This window comes from Halolamina pelagica (genome assembly GCF_900115675.1).
GTDB classification, from domain to species: domain Archaea; phylum Halobacteriota; class Halobacteria; order Halobacteriales; family Haloferacaceae; genus Halolamina; species Halolamina pelagica.
Genome location: NZ_FOXI01000001.1, coordinates 130435 through 155819, shown reverse-complemented (window position 1 = coordinate 155819; position 25385 = coordinate 130435). Strand labels below are relative to the sequence as shown.

At 71.1% G+C, this 25385-nt stretch carries 22 protein-coding genes; 8 read left to right on the top strand and 14 right to left on the bottom strand.

Annotated elements, in window-relative coordinates; all coding sequences use genetic code 11:
• The first annotated feature begins 229 nt into the window (after positions 1 to 229).
• Both BMZ83_RS00885 and BMZ83_RS00880 read left to right on the top strand, forming a co-directional pair.
• Positions 230 to 1774, top strand: coding sequence for an acyl-CoA carboxylase subunit beta (locus BMZ83_RS00885; RefSeq protein ID WP_074874661.1), 1545 nt, complete (start codon positions 230 to 232; stop codon positions 1772 to 1774).
• Positions 1771 to 2082: an acc operon protein gene (locus BMZ83_RS00880; protein WP_074874660.1), complete on the top strand. Its 312-nt coding sequence runs from the start codon at positions 1771 to 1773 to the stop codon at positions 2080 to 2082. Before BMZ83_RS00885 ends, BMZ83_RS00880 begins: the two co-directional genes overlap by 4 nt.
• Positions 2083 to 2100: 18 nt before the next feature.
• Here the strand turns inward: BMZ83_RS00880 and BMZ83_RS16685 are convergent, their stop codons facing one another.
• Genes BMZ83_RS16685 through BMZ83_RS00860 form a run of 5 tightly spaced genes read right to left on the bottom strand, consistent with a single transcriptional unit; the run spans position 2101 to position 7756 of the window.
• Positions 2101 to 2277, bottom strand: coding sequence for a hypothetical protein (locus BMZ83_RS16685; RefSeq protein WP_166623239.1), 177 nt, complete (start codon positions 2275 to 2277; stop codon positions 2101 to 2103).
• Between the two features lie 40 nt (positions 2278 to 2317).
• The gene (locus BMZ83_RS00875; RefSeq protein WP_074874659.1) at positions 2318 to 2788 is read right to left on the bottom strand and encodes an MOSC domain-containing protein; all 471 of its coding nucleotides are present in this window, start codon (positions 2786 to 2788) and stop codon (positions 2318 to 2320) included.
• Between the two features lie 47 nt (positions 2789 to 2835).
• Positions 2836 to 4068: an HD domain-containing protein gene (locus BMZ83_RS00870; protein WP_074874657.1), complete on the bottom strand. Its 1233-nt coding sequence runs from the start codon at positions 4066 to 4068 to the stop codon at positions 2836 to 2838.
• 60 nt (positions 4069 to 4128) lie between these two features.
• Positions 4129 to 5337 carry a threonine synthase gene (locus tag BMZ83_RS00865; RefSeq protein ID WP_074874655.1) on the bottom strand — a complete coding sequence of 403 codons (1209 nt, stop codon included), beginning with the start codon at positions 5335 to 5337 and terminating at the stop codon, positions 4129 to 4131.
• A 55-nt stretch (positions 5338 to 5392) separates the two neighbouring features.
• Positions 5393 to 7756: a hypothetical protein gene (locus BMZ83_RS00860; protein WP_074874653.1), complete on the bottom strand. Its 2364-nt coding sequence runs from the start codon at positions 7754 to 7756 to the stop codon at positions 5393 to 5395.
• Between the two features lie 174 nt (positions 7757 to 7930).
• Between BMZ83_RS00860 and BMZ83_RS00855 the strand changes: the two genes are divergently transcribed.
• From BMZ83_RS00855 to BMZ83_RS17165, 5 genes are all read left to right on the top strand, one after another.
• Positions 7931 to 8932: an AAA family ATPase gene (locus BMZ83_RS00855; RefSeq protein WP_079990069.1), complete on the top strand. Its 1002-nt coding sequence runs from the start codon at positions 7931 to 7933 to the stop codon at positions 8930 to 8932.
• The gene (locus tag BMZ83_RS00850) at positions 8932 to 9993 is read left to right on the top strand and encodes a DUF58 domain-containing protein (protein ID WP_074874645.1); all 1062 of its coding nucleotides are present in this window, start codon (positions 8932 to 8934) and stop codon (positions 9991 to 9993) included. The genes BMZ83_RS00855 and BMZ83_RS00850 overlap by 1 nt, the downstream gene beginning before the upstream one ends.
• Positions 9990 to 12233, top strand: coding sequence for a transglutaminase TgpA family protein (locus BMZ83_RS00845; protein WP_245748677.1), 2244 nt, complete (start codon positions 9990 to 9992; stop codon positions 12231 to 12233). Before BMZ83_RS00850 ends, BMZ83_RS00845 begins: the two co-directional genes overlap by 4 nt.
• 68 nt (positions 12234 to 12301) lie before the next feature.
• A complete protein-coding gene (locus tag BMZ83_RS00840) occupies positions 12302 to 12907 on the top strand; it encodes an ArsR/SmtB family transcription factor (RefSeq protein ID WP_074874644.1) in 606 nt (201 codons plus the stop codon).
• Between the two features lie 22 nt (positions 12908 to 12929).
• Positions 12930 to 14270, top strand: coding sequence for a S8 family serine peptidase (locus BMZ83_RS17165; protein ID WP_074874642.1), 1341 nt, complete (start codon positions 12930 to 12932; stop codon positions 14268 to 14270).
• On the opposite strand, the gene BMZ83_RS00830 is transcribed toward BMZ83_RS17165, so the two are convergent.
• From BMZ83_RS00830 to BMZ83_RS16680, 5 genes are all read right to left on the bottom strand, one after another.
• Positions 14267 to 15175, bottom strand: coding sequence for an HFX_2341 family transcriptional regulator (locus BMZ83_RS00830; RefSeq protein ID WP_074874640.1), 909 nt, complete (start codon positions 15173 to 15175; stop codon positions 14267 to 14269). The two genes, BMZ83_RS17165 and BMZ83_RS00830, sit on opposite strands and share 4 nt — an antisense overlap.
• A 60-nt stretch (positions 15176 to 15235) precedes the next feature.
• Positions 15236 to 15583 carry a hypothetical protein gene (locus BMZ83_RS00825; protein ID WP_074874638.1) on the bottom strand — a complete coding sequence of 116 codons (348 nt, stop codon included), beginning with the start codon at positions 15581 to 15583 and terminating at the stop codon, positions 15236 to 15238.
• The gene (locus tag BMZ83_RS00820) at positions 15580 to 17973 is read right to left on the bottom strand and encodes a penicillin acylase family protein (protein ID WP_074874637.1); all 2394 of its coding nucleotides are present in this window, start codon (positions 17971 to 17973) and stop codon (positions 15580 to 15582) included. The genes BMZ83_RS00825 and BMZ83_RS00820 overlap by 4 nt, the downstream gene beginning before the upstream one ends.
• Positions 17974 to 18041: 68 nt before the next feature.
• Positions 18042 to 19112, bottom strand: a complete 1071-nt coding sequence (locus BMZ83_RS00815) for an mRNA surveillance protein pelota (protein ID WP_074874634.1) — start codon at positions 19110 to 19112, stop codon at positions 18042 to 18044.
• A 96-nt stretch (positions 19113 to 19208) separates the two neighbouring features.
• Positions 19209 to 20426, bottom strand: coding sequence for a hypothetical protein (locus tag BMZ83_RS16680; protein ID WP_074874633.1), 1218 nt, complete (start codon positions 20424 to 20426; stop codon positions 19209 to 19211).
• A 208-nt stretch (positions 20427 to 20634) separates the two neighbouring features.
• Here BMZ83_RS16680 and BMZ83_RS00805 point away from each other — a divergent pair, with 208 nt between their 5' ends.
• Positions 20635 to 21327 (top strand): 6-hydroxymethylpterin diphosphokinase MptE-like protein, encoded by a 693-nt coding sequence (locus tag BMZ83_RS00805; RefSeq protein ID WP_074874632.1) that lies wholly within the window; start codon positions 20635 to 20637, stop codon positions 21325 to 21327.
• A gap of 7 nt (positions 21328 to 21334) precedes the next feature.
• Here the strand turns inward: BMZ83_RS00805 and rqcH are convergent, their stop codons facing one another.
• From rqcH to BMZ83_RS00785, 4 genes are all read right to left on the bottom strand, one after another.
• Positions 21335 to 23482 carry a ribosome rescue protein RqcH gene (gene rqcH, locus BMZ83_RS00800; RefSeq protein WP_074874630.1) on the bottom strand — a complete coding sequence of 716 codons (2148 nt, stop codon included), beginning with the start codon at positions 23480 to 23482 and terminating at the stop codon, positions 21335 to 21337.
• A 52-nt stretch (positions 23483 to 23534) separates the two neighbouring features.
• Positions 23535 to 24383 carry a DUF5694 domain-containing protein gene (locus tag BMZ83_RS00795; protein ID WP_074874628.1) on the bottom strand — a complete coding sequence of 283 codons (849 nt, stop codon included), beginning with the start codon at positions 24381 to 24383 and terminating at the stop codon, positions 23535 to 23537.
• 92 nt (positions 24384 to 24475) lie between these two features.
• Entirely contained in the window at positions 24476 to 24886 is a 411-nt protein-coding gene (locus BMZ83_RS00790) for a hypothetical protein (protein ID WP_074874626.1), read from the bottom strand.
• Positions 24887 to 24936: 50 nt separating this feature from the next.
• The gene (locus BMZ83_RS00785; RefSeq protein ID WP_074874624.1) at positions 24937 to 25359 is read right to left on the bottom strand and encodes an SHOCT domain-containing protein; all 423 of its coding nucleotides are present in this window, start codon (positions 25357 to 25359) and stop codon (positions 24937 to 24939) included.
• Positions 25360 to 25385 lie beyond the last annotated feature (26 nt).

Below are 25385 nucleotides of genomic sequence, written 5' to 3'. Positions count from 1 at the left end.
GGCGTTCGTCGTGGTTGAGGGACGTGTGTCGCGAAGAGAGTTCGCTGCTTCCGTTCGCCTGCCCCGTTTCCGGGGTCCGTCGCTCGCGGGTCACTCCGTTCCCCGCTCGCTCCCCGAGGGAGTTTACCGTCGCTCGTTTCACTCGCGACGTTTCCCTCCCTCGTTCGGAATCCTTTTGCGACACCTGGGCGACGTTGCCGACAATGACTACAGGTGGTCCACAGTGACGATGGAGGACCGCATCGAGGAACTCCGCGAGCGCCGCGAGGAAGCCCTGAAGGGCGGCGGCGAGGAGCGAATCGAGCGGCAACACGAGAAGGGGAAGATGACCGCCCGCGAGCGGATCGACTACTTCCTCGACGAGGGCACGTTCACGGAGTTCGACCAGTTCCGAACCCACCGCAACCACAAGTTCGGGATGGAGGAGAAACAGCAGTACGGCGACGGCGTCGTCACGGGCTACGGCGAGGTCAACGGCCGGAAGGTGTTCGTGTTCGCCCACGACTTCACCGTCTTCGGCGGCTCGCTGGGCGAAGTGTTCGCCGAGAAGGTCACGAAGGTCATGGACAAGGCGATGCAGGTCGGCGCGCCCGTCGTCGGCCTCAACGACTCCGCGGGCGCCCGGATCCAGGAGGGCGTCGACGCCCTGGGCGGGTTCGCGGAGATCTTCCGCCGGAACCAGGAGGCCTCCGGCGTCGTCCCGCAGGTCTCGGCCATCATGGGCCCCTGCGCGGGCGGCGCGGTGTACTCCCCGGCGATGACCGACTTCACGTTCATGGTGAAGGACACCAGCCACATGTTCATCACCGGGCCCGACGTGGTGGAGACGGTCACCGGCGAGGAGGTCAGCTTCGAGGAGCTCGGCGGCGCCGTCACCCACGCCTCCACCTCCGGCGTCGCCCACTTCGCCGAGGAGAGCGAGGAGGACGCGCTGGACAACATCGCGCGCCTGCTCTCCTACCTCCCGCAGAACAACGTCGAGGACCCGCCGCGGGTCGAGCCCTGGGACGACCCCGAGCGCGCCGACGAGTCGCTCAACCAGATCGTCCCGGACGAACCGCGCAAGCCCTACGACATGCACGATGTCCTCGACTCCGTCGTCGACGAGGGCTCGTTCTTCGAGGTCCACGAGGAGTTCGCGAAGAACCTCGTCACCGGGTTCGCCCGGATGGACGGCCGCTCGGTCGGCGTCCTCGCCAACCAGCCCCGCGTCAACGCCGGCACGCTGAACATCGAGGCCAGCGAGAAGGGGGCGCGCTTCATCCGCACCTGCGACGCGTTCAACGTTCCCGTCCTGACGTTCGTCGACGTGCCCGGGTTCATGCCCGGCACGGATCAGGAGCACAACGGCATCATCCGCCACGGCGCGAAACTGCTCTACGCCTACTGCGAGGCGTCGGTCCCGCTCCTGACGACGATCACCCGAAAAGCGTACGGCGGCGCCTACGACGTGATGGCGTCCAGCCACGTCGGCGCCGACGTGAACTACGCCTGGCCGACCGCGGAGATCGCGGTCATGGGCCCCCGGGGCGCGGTCAACATCCTCTACAGCGACGAACTCGAGGCCGCCGACGACCCCGACGCGCGCCGGGAGGAGCTCATCGAGGAGTACCGCGAGGAGTTCGCCAACCCCTACACCGCCGCCGACCGCGGCTACGTCGACGACGTGATCGAACCGCCGGAGACGCGCTCGCGCCTGATCTCAGACCTGGAGATGCTGCAGGGCAAGCGCGAGCAGACGCCCCAGAAGAAGCACGGCAACATCCCGATATGACCGACGCGGGGACGGACGAGCCGACGGATGGCGAGCCGGCGCCGACCGGCCTCGTCGACCGCCTCACGCTCCCGGACGACGCCGACGAGGCGGAGGCCGCGGCCATCGCCGCCGCCGTCTCGGCGCACATCCGGGATCAGGAGGCTGCCGCGGCCGCGGCGGCCGCCGAGAGCGACGAGGAAAGGTGGCAGGACAAGCGCTGGGGGTTCGCCGGCCGCGTGGAGTCGCTCCAGCGGCGGACCGTCAGAGTCAGGGACGGCACGCCGACCGACGCCTGGAGCGCCGCGGGCCGGACGGACCGGCTCTGAGTCGGTCGTTCGCTTCTCTCAGTCGCCGAAGTAGAGGTACGCTCGCGGCGCGACGATCCCGAGCAGGATGACGATCCCGAACGCGATCCACTCCGACACGTCGGTGAACACGGCGACGCCGATGCCCAGCACCGCCGCGACGACGGCGAAGACGAGTCGGACCCGGATCTCGCGATCGAAGTCGAGTTCGCTCATACCCACCCTGGGGGAGCCCGACCCCTGAACGCGTCGGTCGCTACTCGGTCGCGACCACGTCGTCGCCGACGCCGATCTCGCCGCCCTCGACGATCGCACACCGCAGGCCGCCGCGGTGCACCAGCGCCTCCTGGACCCCCTTCTCCTCGAGTTCCCGTTCGAGGTAGGTACAGGGCTCACAGAGTTCGGTTCCCTCGACGACGGCGTCGCCGACCCGGAAGCGCTCGCCCAGCAGGCGGTTCAGGCCGATCCCGCGAACCGTGAGGTTGCGCCGGTGGGCGCCGGGGTCGAAACTCACGTCGTACTCCGCTTCGGCCTGCTCGATCGCTTCGGCCTCGATCAGCGTCACGTCCCGTGTTCGGTCCTCCCCCTCCTCCGAGAACGTCCCCTCGTTCTCGAAGTAGCGATCGCCCTGGAGCCCCTTGCCGACGACGGCGTCGACGGCCTCCCGCCGTTCGGGCGGGGCACCCGCCTCGCCGGCGACGTGAACGGACTCGACGGTTCCGGTCATGCTCCCGGGTGGGTACTGGCTCCCAATAAGCGCGCGGATGGCGGCGACTACTCCACGCCGACGAACTCGTCGAGCGTCGCCGGCCGCCCCCGGCGCTCGCTGACCAGCGCCCCCTCCACGTCCAGCCCCAGGCGGTCGACCGCCTCGCGACCGACCCGCTCGGTCGACGTCTCGACGGTGTAGACCCCGAGGCGCCACTGCTGGTACTGGGCGGTCCGGAGCGCCTTCACCAGCGGCGACTGCCGCCCGAGTTGGCGGATCTCGTCGCCGACCATCACGCGGCTCGTGGATTCGGTCATCGACGGCTCCGCGGGCACGTCGAGGAGCACCTCCCGCGGGTCGAGGTCGCAGGTCGCGGCGATCTCGGCCTCGAGTTCCCGGATCTCCTCGTGGTCGGCGTCCAGCAGCCAGTCGGGGACGCCGCCCAACTCCGCCCAGACCGCGCGCTTGTACAGGTCCCGCTCGGCGTAGCGCCGGGCGAACTCGGCGGTCTCCTCACACAGTCGGAGCGCGACGATGAGCCCGTGGTCGTCCATCCGCCGGAGCTCCCCGGCGGTCAGGTCCGGGTCGCTCCGGAGCAGGCGCTCGGCGGCGCTGCGGAGCATCGCCTTGCTGATCCGGGCGACGTGGTGGGAGTAGACGGTCGGGTTCATCAGCGCCCGGGCGACCAACAGCGACTCGGCGCTCTGGACGTTCCCGGGCCCGAGCACGAGTTCGCCGTCGACGAACCGCAGCGCCCGCACGAGTCGCCCGGGGTCGATCGTCCCGTAGGGGACCCCGGTGTGGTGGGCGTCCCGGACGAGGTAGTCCATGCGGTCCACGTCGAGCTCGCCCGAGACCAGCTGGCCGTACTTCCCCTCGCCGGCCACGAGGCCGGCGACCCGCGAGGGCTCCAGTCCGTTCGCCCGGAGCACGTCGCCGACCTGTCCCGTAGCCAGCAGTTCGTCCACGTCGTCGTGGTACTTCCCCGTCTCGCGGTGGGTCAGCGACTCGATGTTGTGCGAGAAGGGGCCGTGGCCGACGTCGTGCAGCATCGCCGCCGCGCGGACGCGCTCGGCGTCGATGCCGTCGACCTCCATCTGGTCGAGCGCCTGCTCGGCGAGGTGGTACACGCCCAGGGAGTGCTCGAAGCGCGTGTGGTTCGCGGAGGGGTAGGCCAACTGGACCGTCCCCAGCTGCTTGATGTGGCGGAGCCGCTGGACTGCGGGGGTGTCCAGCAGGTCGGCGGCGACCCCCTCCACCTCGATGTGGTCGTGGACGGAGTCCTTGATCGTGGTCATACGCCGGGGTTCGGCGGCATCCGGTAAAAAGGACCGTAGCTTCGACGGAGCCAGTCGTGTCTACTTCCCGCTCTCGAACTCCCGCTCGCCGAGGTGGCTGCGCAGCGTGTCCACGTCCTTGTTCCCGGCGCCGGTGTTCAGCAGCACCACCGTGTCGTCCGCGCCGAGGTCGCCCGATTCTGCGAGGTCGAACGCGCCCGCGGCCGCGGCGGCGCAGGTCGCACCCATCTCCACACCTTCGGTCCGGGCGATCTCGACGGCGGCGTCGAGGATCGCCTCGTCGCTGGCGGCGACGGCGCCGCCGCCGCTCTCTTCGAGCGCGTCGAGGATCATCGGACTCGCACCCGGGTCGGGGACGGCGATGCCGTTGAGCACCGTCGAGATGTTCTCGTCGCCCCAGGCTTCGTGAATCGACTTGCCCTCCTCCCACGCCTTCACGACGGGCGCACAGCCGGCGGCTTGCGCGGCGTACATCCCCGGCAGGTCATCGATGAGGTCGAGATCGCGGAACTCCTTGGCGCCCTTGTGCATGCCGACGAGGCCGACGCCGCCGCCGGTCGGGTAGACCACCGCGTCGGGCACCTTCCAGTCGAGCTGCTCGACGGTCTCGTACAGCATCGTCTTCTTCGTCTCGTGGCGGTAGGGCGTGACGAACGTCTTGGTGGAGTACCAGTCCTCCTGCGCCATCCGCTCGGCGTAGCCCGCGCCGGCGTCGGTGATCTCGCCCTCGACGACGTGGAGTTCGCCGCCGTGAACCTCGACCATCGCCTTCTGGGTGTAGCCGGCGCGCTCAGCCATCCAGACGTGCGAATCCATTCCCGTGCGGGCGGCGTAGGCGGCGGCTGCCTGCCCGGCGTTGCCGGCGGTGTTGAGCGCGATCGTGTCGGCGCCGTGCTGGGCCGCGGCCGTCACCGCGCCGGTCTGTCCGCGGTCCTTGAACGTGCCGGTGGGGTTGTGGCCCTCGTCTTTGATGTACACCTCGCCGACGCCCATCGCGTCGGCGAGCGTCGGACACTCGACCAGCGGCGTCGCCCCTTCACCGAGTGAGACCGCCGACTCGCGGGGGAACGGGAGCAGCGCGTCGTAGCGCCACAGCGAGTCGAACGGCTCGTTCTCGAACGCCTCCCGAGTCACGTCGACGGCGTCGTAGTCGTATGCGGGATCGAGAATGCCGCCACAGTCCGGACAGCGGTGGGTGGCAGTCCCGGCGTCGAACCGCTCGCCGCAGTCGATGCAGTCCAGCCCGACGAACGCGTCAGTCGTCTCCATAGCGAGGGCTGGAAGCGCCACGGCTAATGGGTTGTGCGATGCGGCAAGACGGGTGTCACTCCTCGGCCGGCGTGTGTGGGCTCCCGAGCGCCAGCCCGTCAGTCCCCCGTTCGTCGGTCGCCGACTCCTCACCCGCGGCGAACGTCCACGCGCCGTCAGTGAGTTCCCCGCGGTCGACCGATCGTACCTCGACGGGCATCGCTCCCTCGACGGTCGCGTCACAGACGAGGTCGAGTTCGACCAACACCGTCGTCATCGGCGGCGGATCGCCACCGGGGGCGGCCGGCAACGACCGCGAGAGCAGTTCCGCGGGCGTCGTCGCCTCGCCGGTCCCGGGACGGATCAGCCCCTCGCGAACGAGGTCGAGAAACGTCGGGGTGACGCGGGCGTAGGTGAACGCGTCGGCAGCCCCGTCGCCGTCCCGCTCGGCCGCGACGAACAGCGGCATCGCGCCGCTGCCGGTGTCGAACTCCACGAGTTCGCGCAGTCGGAACGCCGCCGCCAGCCGCGAGCGCGCGCCGGCGGCGGCCTCGGCCGTCAGCAGGCTGCCGTCGACGGCCATCGAGAGCCGCCCGCCGGGCGCCAGCCAGTCGGCGGCGCGGTCGAGAAACAGCGCCGAACGGTCGGTCCCGTCGGGTGCGTTCGCGTCGACGGCCCCGGGCGCGTCCTCGGGAGAGTCCGTCGGCGCGTCGCTCGCGACGAAACCGAACGCCTCGCTGGACCGCACCGCGGCCGCCTGCTCGCGGCGGCGGGCTCGCTCACCCTGTACCGCGCCGGCGTAGCTCTCACGCTCCGCCCGGAGCGCGTCGGCGCGGTAGACGCCGAAGCGCCCGAGCGAGAACTCGTCGTCGGCCGCGGTCGCGTCGGCGTGGACGTCGACGGTCCGCAGCAGCAGTCGACTCTCCGTGAGGTGGACCGCGTAGGGGTGGCGGTCGACCCCGTGGAGCCGGTCGCGGACGGTCGACAGCGTCTCGGCGGCCGTCGCGTCGGTCCGACCGAGGCGGTCGAGCAGGCGGTCGGCCGCGCCGACCAGCAGGCTCCCGTCGCCACAGGCCGGGTCGAGCAGGTCCGACTCGGCGTCGTCGATCGTCGCGTCGGCCGTGTAGCCCGCGCGGTCGAGCAGCAGTCCGGCCGTCGAGGGCCGTGTCGCCCCGCGGACCGGCCGGGCGTCGGCGTCCAGGTGGCTCTCGAACGCCGCGGTGAGCTCGCGGGCGTCGAGGTCGCCAACGTCGACGGCGGAAATCGCCCCGACGGCGTCGGCGAAGGCGTCGGCCAGGTCCGCCTCGAACACCCACGCGAACGTGCCGTCGTCGGTGGCGCCCGCGCTCACGCCGGCGAGCTCCTCGCGGACCGCCCGCACCATGTCGGTGGCGTCGCGCTCGGCGTGTTCGGCCCGATCGGCCCAGAACTCCCGGTAGTCGCCCAGATCGCCGGCCAGCCCGCGGTCGGCCGCGACGCGGGCCAGCAGCAGCGTGTCGAGCGCGACCGCCGCGGACTCGGCCGCGAACCGATCGACGGCGGCCGCCTCGGTTTCGTCGACGACGCGGCGCCAGCGGGCGAAGCCGGCCTCGAGCCGGCGGGCGGTCGCGTACGCCTCGCGGAGTTCGAACAGGTCCGCGCGGAGGCTCGTGACCGCCGGCTCGTCGCCGGCGGCCTTCGCGTCCTCGATCCGCGCCTCGATCTCGGCTTCGCGGTCGGCGAACTCCTGGATCCGGTGGGAGAGTCGCTCGAACGCCGCCGAGACCGCGGGTCGGAGGATCTCGGCAAGCACCTCGGTCAGCGTCTCCGCGAGCGTCTCCGGCGTCGCCGCCGCCGTCGAGTCGTCAGCCGTCGCAAGCCCGCCGAACGTCGGCTCCCCGTCGGCGCCGGCCGGGTCGTCGGGCGCCGAGGAGACGGCCGCGCGCTGGAGCGCGGTGAGTTTGGCGACGGAGAGCTGCTGGCCGGGCGTGAGCGCCTCCGCGATCGAGCGGTCGCCCGCGCGCTCGACGGTCGCCCGGAGGTCGATCGCCGTGAGTTCGCGGGTAGCGACGCCGCGGCGCTCCGTGGCGTCGGGGTGGCCGGCCGGGCAGCAGGCGAGCACCGCCAGCCGGTCGCGGTTGGTCGCGACGGCGTAGTGCGCCGCGGGTTCGTCAGCGAGCGCGTCGAGCGCCCGCCGGCGGGCGGCGCGGAGGTCCTCACCCGGTGCCGCCGCCGCGAGCACGACCGCCGGTTGGCCCTCGTCGTCGACGAACGTGACCTCCCGCCACTGCTCGCGCTGGCTGTAGGCGATGTCGTCGTAGCCCAGCACGTCGTCGAACAGCTGCCGGACCAGTAGCGGCACGTAGTCCGCGGCCTCGACCGCGGCCGAGTGATCGAAGAGATCCCGGAGCCCGTCGATCGCCCGGAAGACGAACCCGCCCCGCGTTCGTGTGCCTGTCATGTCCTGGTCCGAGTTGTCGGAGCGACGTGGGGGACTGACTTAATCCCGCGGGTCGATCGCGCTCGAAAACCCGCCTGCCCCTGGCGGCAGAGTTAGGTAGACACAGCCACACAATCCCCCCGTGAACGACCGTTCCGTTCCCCGCAGGCAGGCTCCCGGAGGTGGGCAGGGTCGATGAGCGACGAGCCCCGGTCGGACGGCGGCGACGCGGCCGTGGAGGCCGGCGGCGACCCCGGCCCGTCGGCGTTCGAGCCGCTCTCCGTCGAGGCCGCCGCCGACCTGATCGGCGAGATAGTCGACAACGTCGAGCGCGTCATCGTCGGCAAGCGCGACGCCGTCGAGCACATCCTCGTCGCCACGGTCGCTCGCGGCCACGTCCTGCTCGAGGACGTGCCCGGCACCGGGAAGACGATGCTCGCACGCTCCGTCGCCACTTCAGTCGACGCCTCTTTCCGCCGCGTCCAGTTCACGCCCGACCTGCTCCCCTCCGACGTGACGGGCGTGAACGTGTTCAACCAGAAGACCCAGGAGTTCGAGTTCCAGGCCGGCCCCGTGTTCGCGAACGTCGTGCTGGCCGACGAGATCAACCGCGCCCCGCCGAAGACCCAGAGCGCGCTGCTCGAGGCCATGGAGGAGCGACAGGTGACCGTCGACGGCGAGACGCGACCCCTCCCCGAGCCGTTCGTCGTCATCGCGACCCAGAACGACGTGGAGTCCGGCCGGACCTACGAGCTCCCGATGGCCGAGATCGACCGCTTCGCGAAGAAGCTCCGGCTGGGCTATCCGGAAGGTGACCAGGAGGCCGAGATCATCGGCCGCACCGCCGGCCACCACCCGATCGAGGAACTGGAGCCGGTGACCGACGGCCACACGCTCCGGCGCGCCCGCGAGACCGCCGGCCAGGTGACGCTGAGCGAACCGGTTCGGAGCTACATCGGCCGGCTGGCCGCCCACACGCGGAACAACGCCCAACTCGGCGTCAGCCCGCGGGGGAGCATCGCGCTGGCTCGCACCTCGCAGGTCCGGGCGCTGCTCGACGGCCGCGACTACGTCACCCCCGACGACGTACAGGCGGAGGTACGGACAGTGTTCGCCCACCGGATCCGCCCACGAACCGGCAGCGAGACCGGCGAGGACGTGGTCGCCTCGGCGCTCTCCTCGGTCACCGTCGAGTGATGCTCACGCGCCGTGGCCGCGCCGTCGTCGGCGTCGCGGCGCTCGCGGTCGTGCTCGCGGCGGCGTTCGGCGCCCGATCGCTCAACGCCGTCGTCGCTCCCGCGGCGGTCGCGCTGGCCGCCGGCTACCTACAGGTGCGGAAGACGCCGGACGTCGTCGTCGAACGGACGCCGCCGGCGAACGCCCACGTCGGCGAGACCGAGCCCGCCGAGCTCTCCTTCCGGCGACGCGACGGCAGCGCGCTCTCCCGTCCGTTCCTCGGCGACGTGACCGAGCGCGTTCAGCGCGGCCTGCAGCCGGTCGAATCAGCGGACGCCACGGTGACCGAGCGCGCCGACGGCGACAGCGAGATCACCTTCGAGACGGCGGTCGGCGACGAGCCGCTGACCTACGAGGTGGCTTACGAGGAACGCGGCCGGCACACGCTCGGGCCGGCGACGGTGACCGCGACCGACGCGTTCGGCCTGTTCGAGCGCGAGATCGACCTCCGGGGGACCGAGACCACGATCGTCTACCCGCGGGTCCGCCGCCTCGGGACCGTCGGCCGCCGCTCGCTGGGGCGGTTACAGGAGTACAGCCGCAGCGACCAGCGCGGCGAGTTCGAGGAGCTCCGGGAGTACGTCCCCGGCGACCCGCTGCGCGACATCCACTGGAAGACGACGGCCAAGCGCGACGAACTCGTCGTCACGGAGTTCGCGGCCGAGACCGACGCCGAGTCGGTGACGGTCGCCGCGGGCGCCAACGCCGACGGCGCCGACGCGATGGCCGAGGCGACCGCGAGCGTGGTGCTGGGGCTGGTCGGCGACGGCGTCCCCGTCGAACTCTCGCTCCCGCGCGGCGAGATGCGCGTGGGGCCGGAGTACGGCGGCCAGCAGGCGATGCTCCGGACGCTCGCGGTGATCGAGGCGGGACCGATCCCCGACCCCGACGCCGACGTGGTGATCAAGGGCCGAGCGAACGACGCCAGCGTCGACGTCCGCGGGAACCAACACCGGTTCGCGGAGATGGTCGACAGCCGGGTGGCGGTCGAGACCCCGCCGACCGCGGAGGTGGAGCTGTGAGCCGCGAGGACGCGGTGGGCGAGCCCCGGCGCCGCCGGTGGCTCGTAACCGACCCGGACTGGTCGCTCCGCGACGCCGTCGCCCAGCCCGCGATGCTCGGCGTCGCGCTGTTGACGGCGTCGTACCTCCGGGTGCTGTTCCACGTCACCGACGTGGTCGGCGGGACGACCCTGCTCGCGGCCGAGGTGGTCGGGGTGCTCGCGGTCGGGGCCGTCCTGGCCTCCCGCGTCGACGCCCGCACGGCGCTGCTGGGGAGCGCGGGCGTACTGGTCGGGGGGATGCTGACCTACTACCTCTCGATCCCCGCCAGCCAGCGGGCGCTGATCGACTTCGGCGCCGTGGTCCGCGACCTCGTTGCGCTGTTCAGCGGGCTCTCGGTGTTCCGTCTTGTGCAGGCAGACGTCTGGGCGCTTGCAGTCCTGCCCGCGCCGCTGCTCGGCTCGTGGCTGCTCGCGCTCCGTGGGCGGTTCGCGACGAGCGTCGCCGTCGGCGGGACCGCGCTGGGCTTCTTCGTGCTCACCGGCGACGCCGGCTTCCTCACCACGCTGACTGGCGTCGTCGGCGCCGCCGCCGCCGTCGGGTTCGGCGAACTCGCGCCGCGGCGGGCGCTCGCGGCCCACTGGGACACGGTCGCGCTCGTCGTCACCACCATGGTGGTGGTCACGTCGACCGTCTCCGTCGTCCCGGGGGGCGGGGCCAGCCCGATCGTGGCCGGGAGTTCGGCGCCGACGCTGGAGGGCAACGTCGTCGACAACGCCGACTCGGTCGGCATCGTCGGCTCGATCCGGCTCTCCCCGGAGGTCCGCTTCACCGTCGAGTCCGAGCGCGGCTCCTACTGGCGCGTCGGCGCGTACGACCGGTTCACCGGCGGCTCGTGGGTGCGGACGGGCGAGACCCGGGTCTACGACGGCGAACTCGACCCGCCGCCGGGACCGACCACCACCGTCGAGCAGACGATCACCGCCGAGACGACGCTGAACTCCATGCCCGCCGTGTGGAAGCCCGTCTCCGTCGGTGGGAACGTCCAGCAGGCGACGCAGGTGACCGCCGAGGACGGGCTCCGCGCGGCGGCGCCCATCGCCGACGGCGAGTCCTACACCGTCGTCAGCGAGCGTCCCGCGTACACGACGCGGGCGCTCCGGGCGGCCGGCACCGACTACCCGGACGCGGTCCGGAACCGGTATCTGGGGCTCCCGGACAGCACGCCCGATCGCGTCGGCGAGCGCGCGGCCGCCGTCGCCGACCGAGCGAACGCGTCGACGCCCTACGCCACCGCGGTCGCGATCGAGGAGTACCTGGAGTCGAACAAGGCGTACTCGCTGAACGTCGAACGCCCGCGGGGGAACGTCGCCGACGCCTTCCTGTTCGAGATGGAGGCCGGCTACTGCACCTACTACGCGACGACGATGGCGGTGATGCTGCGGACGCAGGGGATCCCCGCCCGGATGGCGACGGGCTACACGACCGGCGAGCGCGTCGCCGAGGACGAGTGGGTCGTCCGCGGGCTCAACGCCCACGCCTGGGTCGAGGTGTACTTCCCGGAGGTCGGCTGGGTCGCGTTCGACCCGACGCCGAGTTCGCCCCGTGAGGAGACGGGCGAACGGCGCATCTCCCAGGCCCGGGAAGCCGGCGAGGCGGGGATCGACACCAACCGGAGCGGCCCCGGCGAGTGGACGCCTACCCCCACGCAGACGCCCGAAGACGAGTCGGGGCCGAACGGTACCGTCGGCGCGACGGCGACGCCGGATCTGGCGGGGATCGCCGGGGGACAGCGAACCGCCGGCGGGGGCGAGGTCGGGAGCTTCACCGGTGGCGGCCCGGCGGACCCGAGCGGGCCGACACTGCCCTCGCCCGAGGAGGTGGGCTACGGGCTCGTGCTCCTGTTCGGCGGGGTCGCCGCCGGCCGTCGGTTCGGCCTCGACGACCGACTCTACCGGTTCGTCTGGCTGCGCTACCAGCCCCGGGACGCGCCGGTGCCCGACGTGGAGCGGGCGTACGACCGCGTCGAGACGCTGCTCGCGGCCCAGCGACGGCCGCGGCGGGCGGGCGAGACGGTCGCTGACTACCTCGACAGCCTCGGGGTTCGGGACAGCCGCGTGCGCCGCGTGGCGGCGCTGTACGAGCGGGCCCACTACGGCGGCGACGCCTCCCCGGCCGACGCCGACGAGGCGGTCCAGGCGGCGGACGCGCTGGTGGGGGAGACGACGCCCCTGCTGGGGCGACTCCGCCGATCCGGCTGATCGGCCCGTCGACCCCCCGGTTCTGCTGTTACCGAAACATTTAGTTACTGCATGTGGTACGGGTACGCATGTCCGGCCTGTTGCCGTCCGAATCTGACGCGGTCGCCGCCGGCGAGGCGGACGAGGAGGGGGGCACGCGGCTGCTCTGGCTCGACGACGAGGAGGTCGAGCCGCTGATCGGGTCGCTCTCCTCCGAGACGGCCCGCTCGCTGCTGACCGCGCTGCACGAGGAGCCGCGGACGGCCTCGGAGCTCGCTGACGCGGTCGACACGTCGCTGCAGAACGCCCGCCACCACCTCAGCAACTTACGGGAGGCGGATCTCGTCGAGGTGACCGAGACGCGCTACTCGGTCAAGGGTCGCGAGATGAAGGTGTACGCGCCCGTCGACGACTCGCTCGTCGTCTGCGTCGGCAACGAGGACGAGCGCTCGGGGCTGCTCGACTCGCTTCGACAGTACGTCGGCGCCGCCGCCGCCGTACTGGTCGGGGCGCTGCTCGTGAACGCGACGGTCTCCGTCAGCACCGACGGGATCGCCGGCCCCTCGGGGCCCCGGGTCGCCGACTCCATCGGCTCCGGCGCACTGTTCGGGACCGTCCCGCCCGCGGCGCTGTTCCTCGCCGGCGGGCTGGTCGCGCTCGCGGCGGTCGCCGTCCAGTACCGCAGATCGGGATGAGTTCCAGTTCGGAGGTGGCGGGATGAGGATCGAGACGGCCGCGACGCTGTTCGTCGTCGTCATCGTCGTGAGCAGCACTTCCTTCGCGGTTCCCGTCGGCTCGAGTAGCGCCGTCCGCGACCGCCCGATCGGCGCGCTCTCGAGCGACGGCGGGCCGGCCGACGAGGCGGCTGCCGTCGATCCGCCCCCCGAAGCGACCGATTCGGCGACGCTGTCCGGGTTCGACGCGGTCCACGAGACGGGCGTCACCGGCGACGACGTACGGGTGGGGATCGTCGGCAGCCAGTTCGCGCCCGATCACAGTCGGATCAGCGACGCCGTCGCCGCCACCCGCCGGTTCTCCGGGCGCTCGTCCGGCCTGTTCGCCGACACCAGCCACGACACCGCGATCGCGGAGATCGTCAGTCGGACCGCCCCCGACGCGGAACTCTACCTCGCCAGCATCGGCCCCGACGGCGGCCACGAGGCGTACGCACGGGCGGTGTCGTGGCTGCGCGAGCGGAATGTCGACGTGGTCGTCGACGCCGGGAGCTACTTCCCCAGCAGCGCCGCCGGGATGGCCGAGCTGAACCGGGTGGCGTCGGCGGCCGCCCGGAACGACACGGCGTTCGTCACCTCCGCCGGGAACTACGCGGACCGCCACTGGCACGGCAACGGGAGCGAGGGCTGGGTCGCCTTCGCGAACGACACCCGGTACAACACGCTCGGCGGGGGCGAGATCGCCGGCGCGGTCTCGTTGCGCCTCTACTGGCAGGGCGACGCGGACTACGACCTCTATCTCTACCGCGCCGTCGACGGCGAGGATCAGCTGATCGCGAAGTCGGAGACGAACGCCACGGGGCGGACCGAGGCCATCGACGCGACGGTTCCCGGGGGGCGGTACTACGTCGCCGTCCGGGGCGGCCCCGACGCGAACGGCACCGGCGCCGACCTGTTCTCCTTCCACCACGAACTCGGGATCAGCAGCGACTCCGGCGGGATGGTCGCGCCCGCGACGGCGGAGGGTGTGATCGCCGTCGGCGCCGCCGACGCGGTGAGCGGTGAACGGCGACCCTACAGCTCCACCGGGCCGGCGCTGGACATCTCGGCGCCCGACGGCGCCGACACCAGCGCGGCGGGCGAACTCTACGGGAGCTCCGCGGCCGCGCCCCTGGTCGCGGGCACGCTGACGCTGATGCTCGCGGCGAACGAGAGCCTCACACCCGCCGAGGCACAGGCCGTGCTCCGGGACACCGCAGTCAGACACGAGGGGGAGCTCTACCTCGACACCGCGGGCGCAGTGCAGGCAGTCTCGTCGAGGGATCCGGCGATCGAGGACGCGGAACTCGACTGGTTCAACGGGACGCTGAGCGAGGACGGCTAGGAGAGCGCGGCCGGCTCGTCGTCGGCGTGGGCGCGCACCCAGAGTTCGCCGATGCGGGACAGCGAGGTGCGGTGGGAGTTGCCGTGTGCCTCCTGTTCGATGTATGCCTTCCCGCCGGGGCCCAGTCGGTCGACGTTGTAGATGACCTTCGACCGGAAGCTGTCGGTGTACTCCTCGCCCATGTCGGCGGCGAGGGTCTTCGCGAGTTCGCTCACGCTCTCGAACTCGCCGTGTTCACCCAGCGTGAACAGGATCACCTCCTCGAACGGTTCGACGCTCGAGAACGCCGCCACCGGGAGTTCGACGATGTGGTTGTCGCCGATCTTCTTGGCGCCGATGGTGGTGCCGCGCTCGTCGAACTCCGAGAGCAGGCTGCCGATGCTCTCGAGTCGGTCCGCGAGCACCGCGTCGTCGACGCCGTCCTCGTTCCGGAGCTCCGCGAGCAGGGCCCGGGTCTCCCGGAGCTCCTCGGCCATCTCGGTCTCGAGGTACTTCTCGGGGGCGGTGTAGTAGGTGTGGATGCGGTGGCGGTCGTCCTGCCGTTCGAGCGTGATGGAGTGGGCCGCGGTGGCGAAGGCGAAACTGACCGGGCGGGGCATCGAGGAGATGTTGACCCAGACCTCCCGGCCGGTGTCGAGGTGAGCGTTGATCAGGTCGTACGCCCGCTCGAACGCGGCGTCGTAGTCGTACACGTCCGTGAGCGCGACGCGTTCGGTCTCGGCGCCCAGCAGGTTCTGGAAGTCCTGTTCGAGTTTGCCCGCGAGGTTCTGGGAGTACTCGACGTTGGCCTCGCTGCCGACGGCGCCCTCGAGCAGCACCACCCGGTCCACGTCGAACTGGTCGCGGATCAGCGGCGCGATCAGCCGGTCGTAGTCGAAGCCGACCGGGACGATGTGGGTGCCCATGGGTGTGGGTGAGGCGGGGGTGGGTAAAAAGGGACAGTTCGGTGTCGACGGGCGGGCGAGTCAGGCCACACCCCGAACCAACGAGCCGAACACCGGCAACGAGAGCCCGAGCCCCAGCGCCAGCCAACTCGGCTGCCCCATCGCGAGCACGGGGTTGAGCATCCCCGCGAGCGCCAACTGCCCGAGGAAGCCGACGGCGATCAGGGCACCCAGCCCGACCCCGGCAGCGACGCCCCGCCCGAGCGATCGCTGGGGCAGCGCGACCAGCGCGCCCGCCAGCAGCAGTCCCGACCAGTGGACCGTCGACAGCGCCAACCCCAGCACGACGGCGCCGGCGGTCGCCGCGAGCCGGCGCCGGCGGTCCTCCCGCAGGGGGGCCAGCCCCGCCGCCGGCGAGTCGGGCGTCATCGCTCGCCCTCCGCGAACTCGATGTCCACGCCGTCCGGAACTGCCCTCTCCATCGACTTGTACTCGCCCTCGGCCCACAGCGAGAGCTGGTCGTCGTAGTGGGCCGAGAAGTAGTCGCCCGAGTTGCCGCCCGGCAGGATCGCTCGCGAGTCGCCCTCGAACGTCGCGACCATGCGCCAACTCGCGCCCGTCGACGCCTCGCTGTGAAAGTTCCGGATCGTGCCCGCGGAGCCAGCGGTCCGCAGGTGGTCGTAGTTCAGGAACGGCTGGTCGAACGGGTGGGTGAACCGGACGCGGTTCCAGTCGCCGTACGTCGCCCAGCCCTCGGCGTCGACGCGCCCGCGGGCCTTCGCCATCGCGTCCGCGGCGGCGGCGCCGCGGTCGCCGTCGAACCACTCGCTGTCCGGGGGCAGGTTTCCGAGCACCCAGAAGTTCGGCCGCGGGAACCCGTCCGGGAGGCCGGCGTCGTCGAACGTCTCGCCGAACGTCCGCTCGCGGAAGTCGCGGAGCCACTGGTCGAACAGCAGCGGTTCGGCGGCGTCCGGGCGCATCTCGCCGTCCCAGTCGAGCAGCGACTCGGCCGTCGGTGCGTCGAGGTCGTCGTCGCCCGCGACGCCCGCCTCGACGGCGTCCTCGATGATCGGCCGGAACAGGTCGTACCGGCCGTCGACAACGTCCAACTGCAGGTCGCGGTGGAACGCGGCGTCCATCGGCTCGTCGCTCCCGGCGCGGGCGTCGAGTCGGTCGTAGATGCGCCGCCCGCGGAAGGGGGGCGCGTACCCCTCCGAGAGGTAGTGCTCGGGGTCGTTCGTGATGCGCTGGTTCGCGGTCGCGAGGTAGTCCGGGTTCCGGACGCCCGGCTTCTCCCCGTGGGAGAGGAACCCGTCCCAGGAGGACTCGCCGTAGGGTGTGTAGCCGTCGCCCCACTCGCCCTCGCCGGCGGAGCCGTCGAAGATCCGCGTGCCGGGGACTGCCTCGCCGTCGGTCGTCCGGATCGGGATCTGGCCGGTGACCCAGTAGTAGGTGTTCCCGGCGTCGTCGGCGTAGACGAAGTTCTGCGTGGGCTCGTCGAACTTCCGGATCGCGGCCGCGGCCTCGTCGACGCCGTCTGCGTGATTGAGTTCCCGGACGGCCTCGACGGTCCGGGTGGCCGAGAGCCCGGTCCACGCGACCCCGAGTTCGTCCGCAGTCTCGAACCCGTCGCCGTCGGGGTACTGCGTGAGCACGGCGCCGTGGACCGAGCGCTTCACCTCGATCTCGACGTTCTCGCCGTCGGCCACCTCGATCGTCTCGGTGCGGGCGTCGAACTCGCGGGTCTCGTTGCCGTAGCGGTAGCCGTCGCCGCCGTCGACCGTCTCGTAGGCGTAGAAGTCGATCACGTCGGCGCCGGCGTTGGTGAACCCCCACGCCCCGGCGTGGTTCTGCCCGATGACGACGAACGGGACGCCCGGGAACGCGACGCCGCGGGCGTCGAACTCGGGGGCGACGACGTGCTGTTCGTACCAGACCGGCGGCACCGAGAGCTGGAGGTGCGGGTCGTTGGCGACGATCGGGTCGCCCGAGGCGGTGTGCTCGCCCGAGACGACCCAGGAGTTCGAGCCGATCCCGGGGTCGGACTCGAACTCGGCGAGCCACGAGACGAGGCCGGAATCGGGGGTCGCGGCGTCCGCATCCGCCATCGACGCCGACGGGTCGCCGCCCCGAAGGATCGGCGTCCCGTGGTCCATGATCCGCGGGTAGAGCCGTTCCGTCGCCGCGGCACCGAGGCGGTCCCGCGCCAGCGCCCGCCGGAGCGTGCGGAACGAGCCAGTGAGGCCCCACGAGATCTGCTTCGAGATGAGCAGCGACGCCGTCGGCGTCCAGGGCTGAGGATCGAACTCGAGTAGACGGTACTCCAGCGGCGTCGGCTCGGCCTCGCGGGCGTGGTTCACTCCCTCGACGTACGCCTCGACCACGTCGCCGGTCCCGGTTCCCTGGACGCGGTCCCACGTCGCTGCGGCGGCCGCCTCGAAGTCCATCTGGCGGTGGAAGGCGTCGGACTCGACCGTCGACGCGCCGACGACTTCGGAGAGGTGGCCGGTCAGCAGCCGCCGGTAGAGATCGAGTTGGAAGAACCGGTCGGCGCCGTGGCAGTAGCCCGCCGCGTAGTACGCCGCCCGCTCGCTGTCAGCTTCGACGTGGGGGACGTGGTAGTCGTCGTAGCGCACTGTCGCCGGGCCGTAGGGGCTCGATAGCTCGTCGGGCGCGTTCTCGGTCGCCGCGCCCCAGACGCTCCCCGACCCTGGCGCGAACCGCCGCAGGTACGATCGGGCGTCGGTCAGCGCCATCCCGCCGACGCCGGCGCCGAGGACCGCGGAGAGGACGGCTCGGCGGGTGGTCTCGCTGTCCATCGCCCCTACAGAACGCGGGAAGCCTCGTAAAGTTTGTCCGCGGGTCGACCCTCTCGGCCGGGCGGTCGCTACTGGATCCGGTAGCGAAGTAGCGCGGCGACGCCGCCCAGGTTCGAGAGCTGTTCGCCGGGCGCGAACTCCGAGGAGAACACCACCACGTCGCCGCCCTTCTGCTCGACGGTCTCGATGATCTCGTTCGCGTCGCGGTCCCAGTCCCCCTCGTCCTGGCGCTCGGTCCGCAGGCGATCGTCGACGACGAGCAGCGTCTCGACGGCGCCGAACTCGGCCGCCTCGGCGGTCTCCTCGACGCCGTAGGTGGCCTGCTCGCCCGTCGCCATACGCTCGGTGAGTTCGTCGATGAGTTCGCTCTCGCGGGCGATCCGGGTCTGGTCCTGGACCTCCTCGACGGCGCCGCGTTTGAGCACCTCGTGGACGCCGCGATCGCCGGCCGCCGACGTGTCGACGGTGGTCGTGACCTTCTCGGCCACGTCGGGGTACTCCTCGCTCAGGTAGTCCAGCGCGTCGCGCTTGGTGAACCCCGGGCCGGCCATGATGATCGCTTCGGCGTCGACGTGCTGGAGGGCCGAGCCGAGCTCCTCGAACAGCCGGGTCCGGGGCTGGGCGTACTCGCCCTTCCCGGTCGGCGCCGTCAGCGAGACGTACTCGTCGGTGCCGTACTGCTGGACCGTGTGGACGTACGCTTCCCCCTCCTCGACGGTCGCGATGGCCACGTCCGGCGCGTCGGTGGCCTCGGCGGCCTCCTCGATCCGGTCGCGCTGGTCCGGCTTGAGGAACTTCTCGATGGTGAGTTCCTCGTGGGTCTCGACGTTGATCGTGTGGTGGAGCCCGATCTGGTCCTCCATCGAGCAGTCCTCGATCACGCCGCCGACCCGGAGCCGGTTGGCGAAGCGGGCGAACTCCACGTCCTCGACCTCGAGGGTGACGTGGAGGTGTTCGCGCTCGCCGCCGGTGTCGCGCATCTGGTCGTCGTTGCGCTGGATCCGGCGTGTCGTGTCGCCCTCGACCACGTCGCCGGGTTCCAGGACGTGCGAGAGGTGCCAGAGGTCGTCGACGGTCTCGGGGACGAGCGTCACCCGGTCACGACCCTCCGCGCCGTGACCGCGCTGGACGATTCGCATGGGCGGAACTGGGGCCGCGGGGGTCACGACTCTTTCCCTCTGGCCGGCGGCCGGTTCGAGCGCTCGCGAGAAGGAGTATCGGGCGTCGATCGCCGATCAGGCCCGCATCACGCGGGGGTTGAGGAAGCGGACGAGCCGGTCGAACTCGTCGACGATCTCGGCGGCCGCCACCTGGTCGTAGCTGGCGAACTCGCGAGTGCCGTGGAACCCGTCGTAGCCCTCGGCCACCTCGTAGTCCAGTTCCGACTCGATCGCCGTCTCGTGGTCCCGGATCAGCGCGCGCATCTGCTCCTTCTCGGCCTCGCTCCCGCCGTAGATGTTCACCGCGAACTCGACGGTGCCGTCGGACTCGACCCGCAGCCGGTACCGGAGGACGCCGCCGGCGTAGGCGGGGTGATCGGGGCGGACGAGCAGTTCGCTCCCGCGCTCGATCGAGACGAGGTCTTCGGGGTCGGCGTCGAACGTGCCGACCAGCCGATCCTGGACGCCCTCGGAGACCGCCTCCAGCAGCACCGGGAGCTCCAACGGCTCGTTTGCGTCCGAGTCGTCCCCCCGGCCGTCCTCACCCGTCGGCCCGTCCGCGTCCGCGAGCGCCGCCTCGCCGCTCTCCGGGCCGGCGCTCGCATCGGCGTCGTCCGCGCCCTCGACCGTTCCGTCGTCGCTCGCGGCGGTGGCTGTCGACGACGAGCCGGCCGCGTCCGTGCCGGCGACCCACTGGTCGCCGTCGTCGTCGACGGCGTCGCCCTCGACGTCCGCCTCGGCCCTATCGTCGCCGTCCACCGACGCGAACCGGACGAGGAACTCGTCGGTGGTCGGCGCGCCGAACGCCTCGACGCGGACGGGGCGGACCGGCACCTCGCGGTCGCTCAGGAACCGCGCCAGGTCGATCGCGTCGCCGGCGAACGCCGGGCCGACGAGGCGAACGCGCTGGTCGCCGTTGAACGCGTCGGGGGCGAGCGGTTCGCGGTCGAAGTAGTCGGCGTGGGCCTCGCGCAGGGAGTCGCCCTCGTAGCGCTCATCGAGCGCGTCGTAGGACCCGTCGGCGACCGCGCTGGCACGCTGGAGCGCGTCGGTCACGACGGCGCTGCCCACTTCGCCGTCGGCGGCGCCGACGACGACGGCGTCGCCCGCCGCGTCGAGCCCGATCGCGGTCGCCTTCCCGTCGTCGACGGCGGTAGTCACGAACAGCACGTCATCGGCGCCGAGTGCGCCGCCGGGGCCCCGGAGGAGCGCGGCGGCGAGCCCCGTCGTCGCCCCGTGATCGAGCGGCTCGACTGCCACGAGTCCCGACTCGCTGGTCCGGTAGAGGTTCATACGCTACCCACTCCCAGCCAGTCAATCAAGGTTACGCAGCGAGTGACGCCGTGGGCCCGCCGTCGCCGGATGCGACAAGAAAGCTTATACCGGATCCGAGAAAACGCTCAGGTGGACGCCGGTACGGTACCTGGGTAGGGGTACTTCGGTACCACGCCGGCCCATTCATCTCCGCAGTATTCACGTCCGCCAGCCACGGCTATCCCCCATGGAGTTCCACGTCTGGGAGCCCGTCTACGAGCGCATCCTCGCCGACTTCGGCTTCGACCGCGCCGGCGACGAGCGTGCCCGCGACCGACTCGCCGCGATGAGCGAGCCGTTCGACCTCGACTCCCTCCCCGAGTTCGCCGGCGCCACCGTCGCCGTCGCCGGCGCCGGCCCGACCCTCGCCGACGAGGCCGACGCGGCCGCGGCTGCCGACGACGTGGTCGCCGCGTCCTCGGCCGCGACGACGCTGCGGGACGCCGGCGTCGAGGTTACACTCGCGGTAACGGATCTCGACGGCACGCCGGCGCGACTCGCGACCGCGAGCCACGAGGGGCTCCCGGTGGCGGTCCACGCTCACGGCGACAACGTCGACGCCCTGGAGCGCTGGGTGCCGGAGTTCGCCGGCGACCAACTGTTGCCGACGACGCAGGCCGCCCCCGCCGGCCCGGTCCGGAACTTCGGCGGCTTCACCGACGGCGACCGCGCCGCGTTCCTCGCCGACGCGCTCGGGGCGGCCGAGCTCACGTTCGTCGGCTGGTCGTTCGACGATCCGGCCGTGAGCGACCTGAAGGCGAAGAAACTTCGCTGGGCGGAGCAGTTGCTCTACTGGCTCGAAACGCGCCGTGCGGATCGGTTCTCGGTGCTCGACGGTCGGCGCGACGGACTGACGCTGCCGACGGTGGACGAGGGGTAGCCGCGGCCTACGTGTCCAGCAGGTCGCTCCCGCCCGGCGGCAGGAACTCCTGGATCTTGTCCGCGCTCGCGACCTTGCGAACGAACGACTCGTCGGTGAACCGGGACTTGAACTCCCGGTAGCACTTGACGGCGGCGTCGTTCTGGGCGAACTTCCCGGGTTCGAGCGTGATCGTCGTCGCCGCGTCCGGTTCGATCGCCGAGGGCGGGCCGCCGATGACGCGGGTCTCGTCGTCGCAGGTGATCCCCACCGCGACCCGGCAGGCCATATCGCGGAAGTACTCCCGGTCGCCCCGGATCGCGAAGCCGCCCTTCTCGAGGTACTCGCCGGACTCTGGCGTCTTGCTCACCTGGGCCGGTTCGACCATGTAGGCGTCGCCGGCGCCGCGGCCGTCCTTCCAGACCGAGGAGTACGCGACCGCGAACTGGGCGGCTTCCTCGAGGCTCGACTCGGGCCAGTCGACGGCGCTGGCCGGTTCCGATGGCCCGCTGGCCTTGAGGATTGTGACGGGGCCGCCGTGGGCCTGCGTGTGGAAGAAGCGGTCGTGCTTGTTGAGGTACTTCTTCACGAGCGCCTCGTTCTGGTCGGCGTTACGCCCGCCGATGACGAGGTAGCCGTCGCTGGTGTGGAACCACCGGAACTCCTCGAACCAGTGCTCGGGCTGGCGGAGGGGGATGCTCTCCCGACCGAGCCAGTCGGTCTCCTCTCGCTCCTCCGGCTCCTCCTCGGGCTCCGGTTCGGGCTCTTCCTCCCACTCCTCGCGGCGTCGCTCGACGGCTTCGAGCCGCTCGCGGGTGTCCTCGATGGCCTCGCGGGCGCCCTCCTTCTTCCCCTCGACGCGTTTCGCCTCCTGATACAGGCGGTCGGCGTTCTTCTCGACGCCCGTGGTGGCGTCGAGCGTGACGCGCTCGTCGTCGACGTCGACGGTCACGGTCCCCTCGGCGCCGTCGACGTCGACGACGGCCTCGGCGGCGGGGATCCCCCGTTCGGCGCCCTTCTCGAGCGTCTCCTGGATGTCGGCCCACGGGGTGTTCTGTTCGCGGGCGTCCTGGATCGTCGAGAGCACCTCGTCGAGCAGGTCGTAGCGGGCATAGCAGATCTCGGCCTTCCGGCGGAGCCGCTCTGCCTCCTCCTCGAACCCCTCGATCGCCTGCTCCTGCTGTTCGATGATGCGTTTCTCCTTCTCGATCTCGGCCTCGAAGTCCGGCCGCTGCCGGCCGCCGCCCTCGTCCTCGCGCTGGGCCTGCTCCTTCAGGCGGTAGAAGTACTCCTCCAGCGCGGGGTTGAACGAGTCGAACGCCCGGCTGGGGAGGTCGGACCGCTCCTCCAGCCGCACCGGACTCACGTCGACGACCCGGCCGCGTTCGGTCAGCGGGCGGTCCGCGTCGTCGTCGCCGTCCTCGTCGAGTTCGACGTACACTCGCGGGTCGAAGTCGCCGCTCCGCAGCGCGTCCGCCAGATCCATCAGTTCGCGGTGGATCGCGCGGTACTCCTCCTCGCCGGCGTCGCCGATGTCCATCGCCTTCTCGACGCCGGCGCGGCGACAGAGTTCCTCGCCCCAGAACCCACCCAGATTCAGCTGGGTCGCGATGGTCCGCACCACGTCGGTGTCGGACTGCTCCATCCGGGCTTCCAGCGTGTCGTAGTCGACTTCGAGCGGGTTGAGTCGGGACTTTGGAAACTCGTACTGGCTCCCCGGCGCGACGGTACGGGACTTTAGCCGCACCGTCTCCAGCGAGCGCACGACCTCGCCGTTGCCGTCGAGGACGGCGACGTTGCCGTCGCCGAACAGTTCGACCACGAGCGTGGTGTTCTGGTCGGGGCGCTCGAACTCGAAGACGAGGATGCGGTCGAACTCGTACTGCTCGACCGACACCAGATCGGCGCTCTCGATGCGGCCCCGCAGCATCATGGCGAACTCCGGCGGTCGCCCGGGCGCGTCGGGCACGCGCGATGGGTCGGCGACGTGGGCCTGTTTGTTCTCGCCCACCTCGATTAGGAGTTCGATCCGACCGCGGTCGAAGTCACGGAGTTTGAGCCGCAGGAGGTCCTCGTCGTAGAGATACGCCTTGTCCAGCTTGGCTCCCTCGTAGCGGGAGAGCTCGGTCGCGAGCGCCGCGAGGTCGACGCTCGACAGTTCGCGTTTCGGCTCCATGTCCGAAACCTCCCGGGGAAGGGCAAAGGGCGTTCCGTTCGCTAGTCGGCGGCTACTCCCTGCGAGGGAGATACGGAAGCGGACTGGCGGGACAGAACTGTGGGAACTCCGTGAACAGGTGCCGGAGAACGTGTACGTGGCCGGAGCCAACCAAGAACAGAACTCGCTCGGTGGTATCGTCGAGGGCCTGCCAGACGTTGTGGGCCATCCGGAGGTTCCGCCGGTACCAGCGGGCGAGGGCGTCCGGACCGGCGTAGTTGGTTCCCTCGCCGAACCGGAGGAGTTCGTCGAACATCCCGTCGTTGTAGTGGAGCGCGGCCTCCTCGTTCAGGAACCGGTGGTAGCTGCCGACGGTCGACTCGGCCAGTCGCTCGTCCATTGATTCCTGAAGCGTTTCCTCGTCGATCCGGGGCACGTCTCGTTTCGGTGCCGGCGGGCCGTCATCTGCGAACGCTTCGAACGCCGGGTCGTCGCTGAGGTCCTCGGGTACGTCGACGGGGACGACTCTCTCGTGATCGTGACGGTCGGCGAGCCTGAACCCGACCTGGACGACTTCGTTTCGGGACGCCAGTTCCGTCTCGTGCTCCATCTCGAACGTGCGGTCCTCGTCGTAGTCGACTTCTCCCGTCCGGTAGCGCTCGTACACCTCGTTGATAGCGTTCGTCGCCGAGGCGGGGCGCTCGACAACGACGCGATCCGGGTCGGCCTGTTCCAGACGCGAGACGAACGCCTCGATCTCGCCCTGTCGCTTCTCGCCGAGCACGTCGTCGGCGGTGATATTGACGGCGTCGTTCCCCGGGTTGTTCATGTGGTAGGTCCCGAGGAGCACGACTTCCACCTGTTCGGGCGTCGGCGTCGGCCACGTCGGTGTCTTCCTGGCGGTGGATTTCGGCCTGAGCATCGTGGGTAGCGGTGGGAGAGTGGCACAATAAATTCTGTGCGAAGACAACTGCTAGCCAGTCAGGACCCCCGAGGCGTCGAACCTCCGATCCGTTACTCTTCCATCACTCGATGCAGGCCGATCCCGACCGCGAAACCGACGACGCCGACCACGACCGAGGAGAACGACCCGGCTGCCAGAATCCAGAGGGTCGCTTCGCCGGGGCTCCGGAGTTCGAACAGGATCGCCGGCGCGTAGAAACCGACACCGACGCCCGCCGCGAGCGCGATCGAGACCAGCACGCCGCTGTTGACGTAGGCGGCGACGGCGGCGACCGTCAGCATCACGACCACCAACACCGCCGTCACGCCCGGATCGGTCATCGAGATCCCGTCGAGGTAGCGAACGGGCAGGTGTGCAAACAGCGCGAGGACGAACAGTCCCGCCGCGACGCGGACGAACTGCGCCGACAGCGCGGGCTGCTCGCCGAACAGGAGCGTGTCGACGGCGTCGCGGGAGGGCATCGTCGGCGACGACGGCCGGCCGGCGGTTAGGCGTTTCGGGAGGGCGCGGCCTACCGCTCGCGCTCGACCGCCTGCTCGCGGTCCGCTCGGCTGGCGTACGCCTCGGCGTCCTCCATCGTCTCGGTCTCGAGCAACTGGTCGAGCTTGCGCTCGAACTGCGCCTCGCTGAGTTCGCCCTCGGCGTAGCGTCGCCGCAGCGTCTCAAGCGGTGTCTCCTCCTCGTCGGCGGCGCTGTCCACGGACTCCGCCTCCGAGTCACGGTCGAGCCACTCGGCCCGGTCCTCCTCGTCGCCGAAGAGTATCGCCGTGATCGGCACGACGGCGACGTAGCCGACGAGCATCGCCGCCAGCCACCAGCTCTGCCCGGTGAACATCGCACCCAACCAGATAGCCGTGACGAGCGTGCTCACCATCGTCACTGCGTTCTCCCGGAGTCGCTGGCCGATCGAGTCCCGCTCGCCCGCGTCGCTCATACGTAGGGCGTTCGTCTACGCTGACA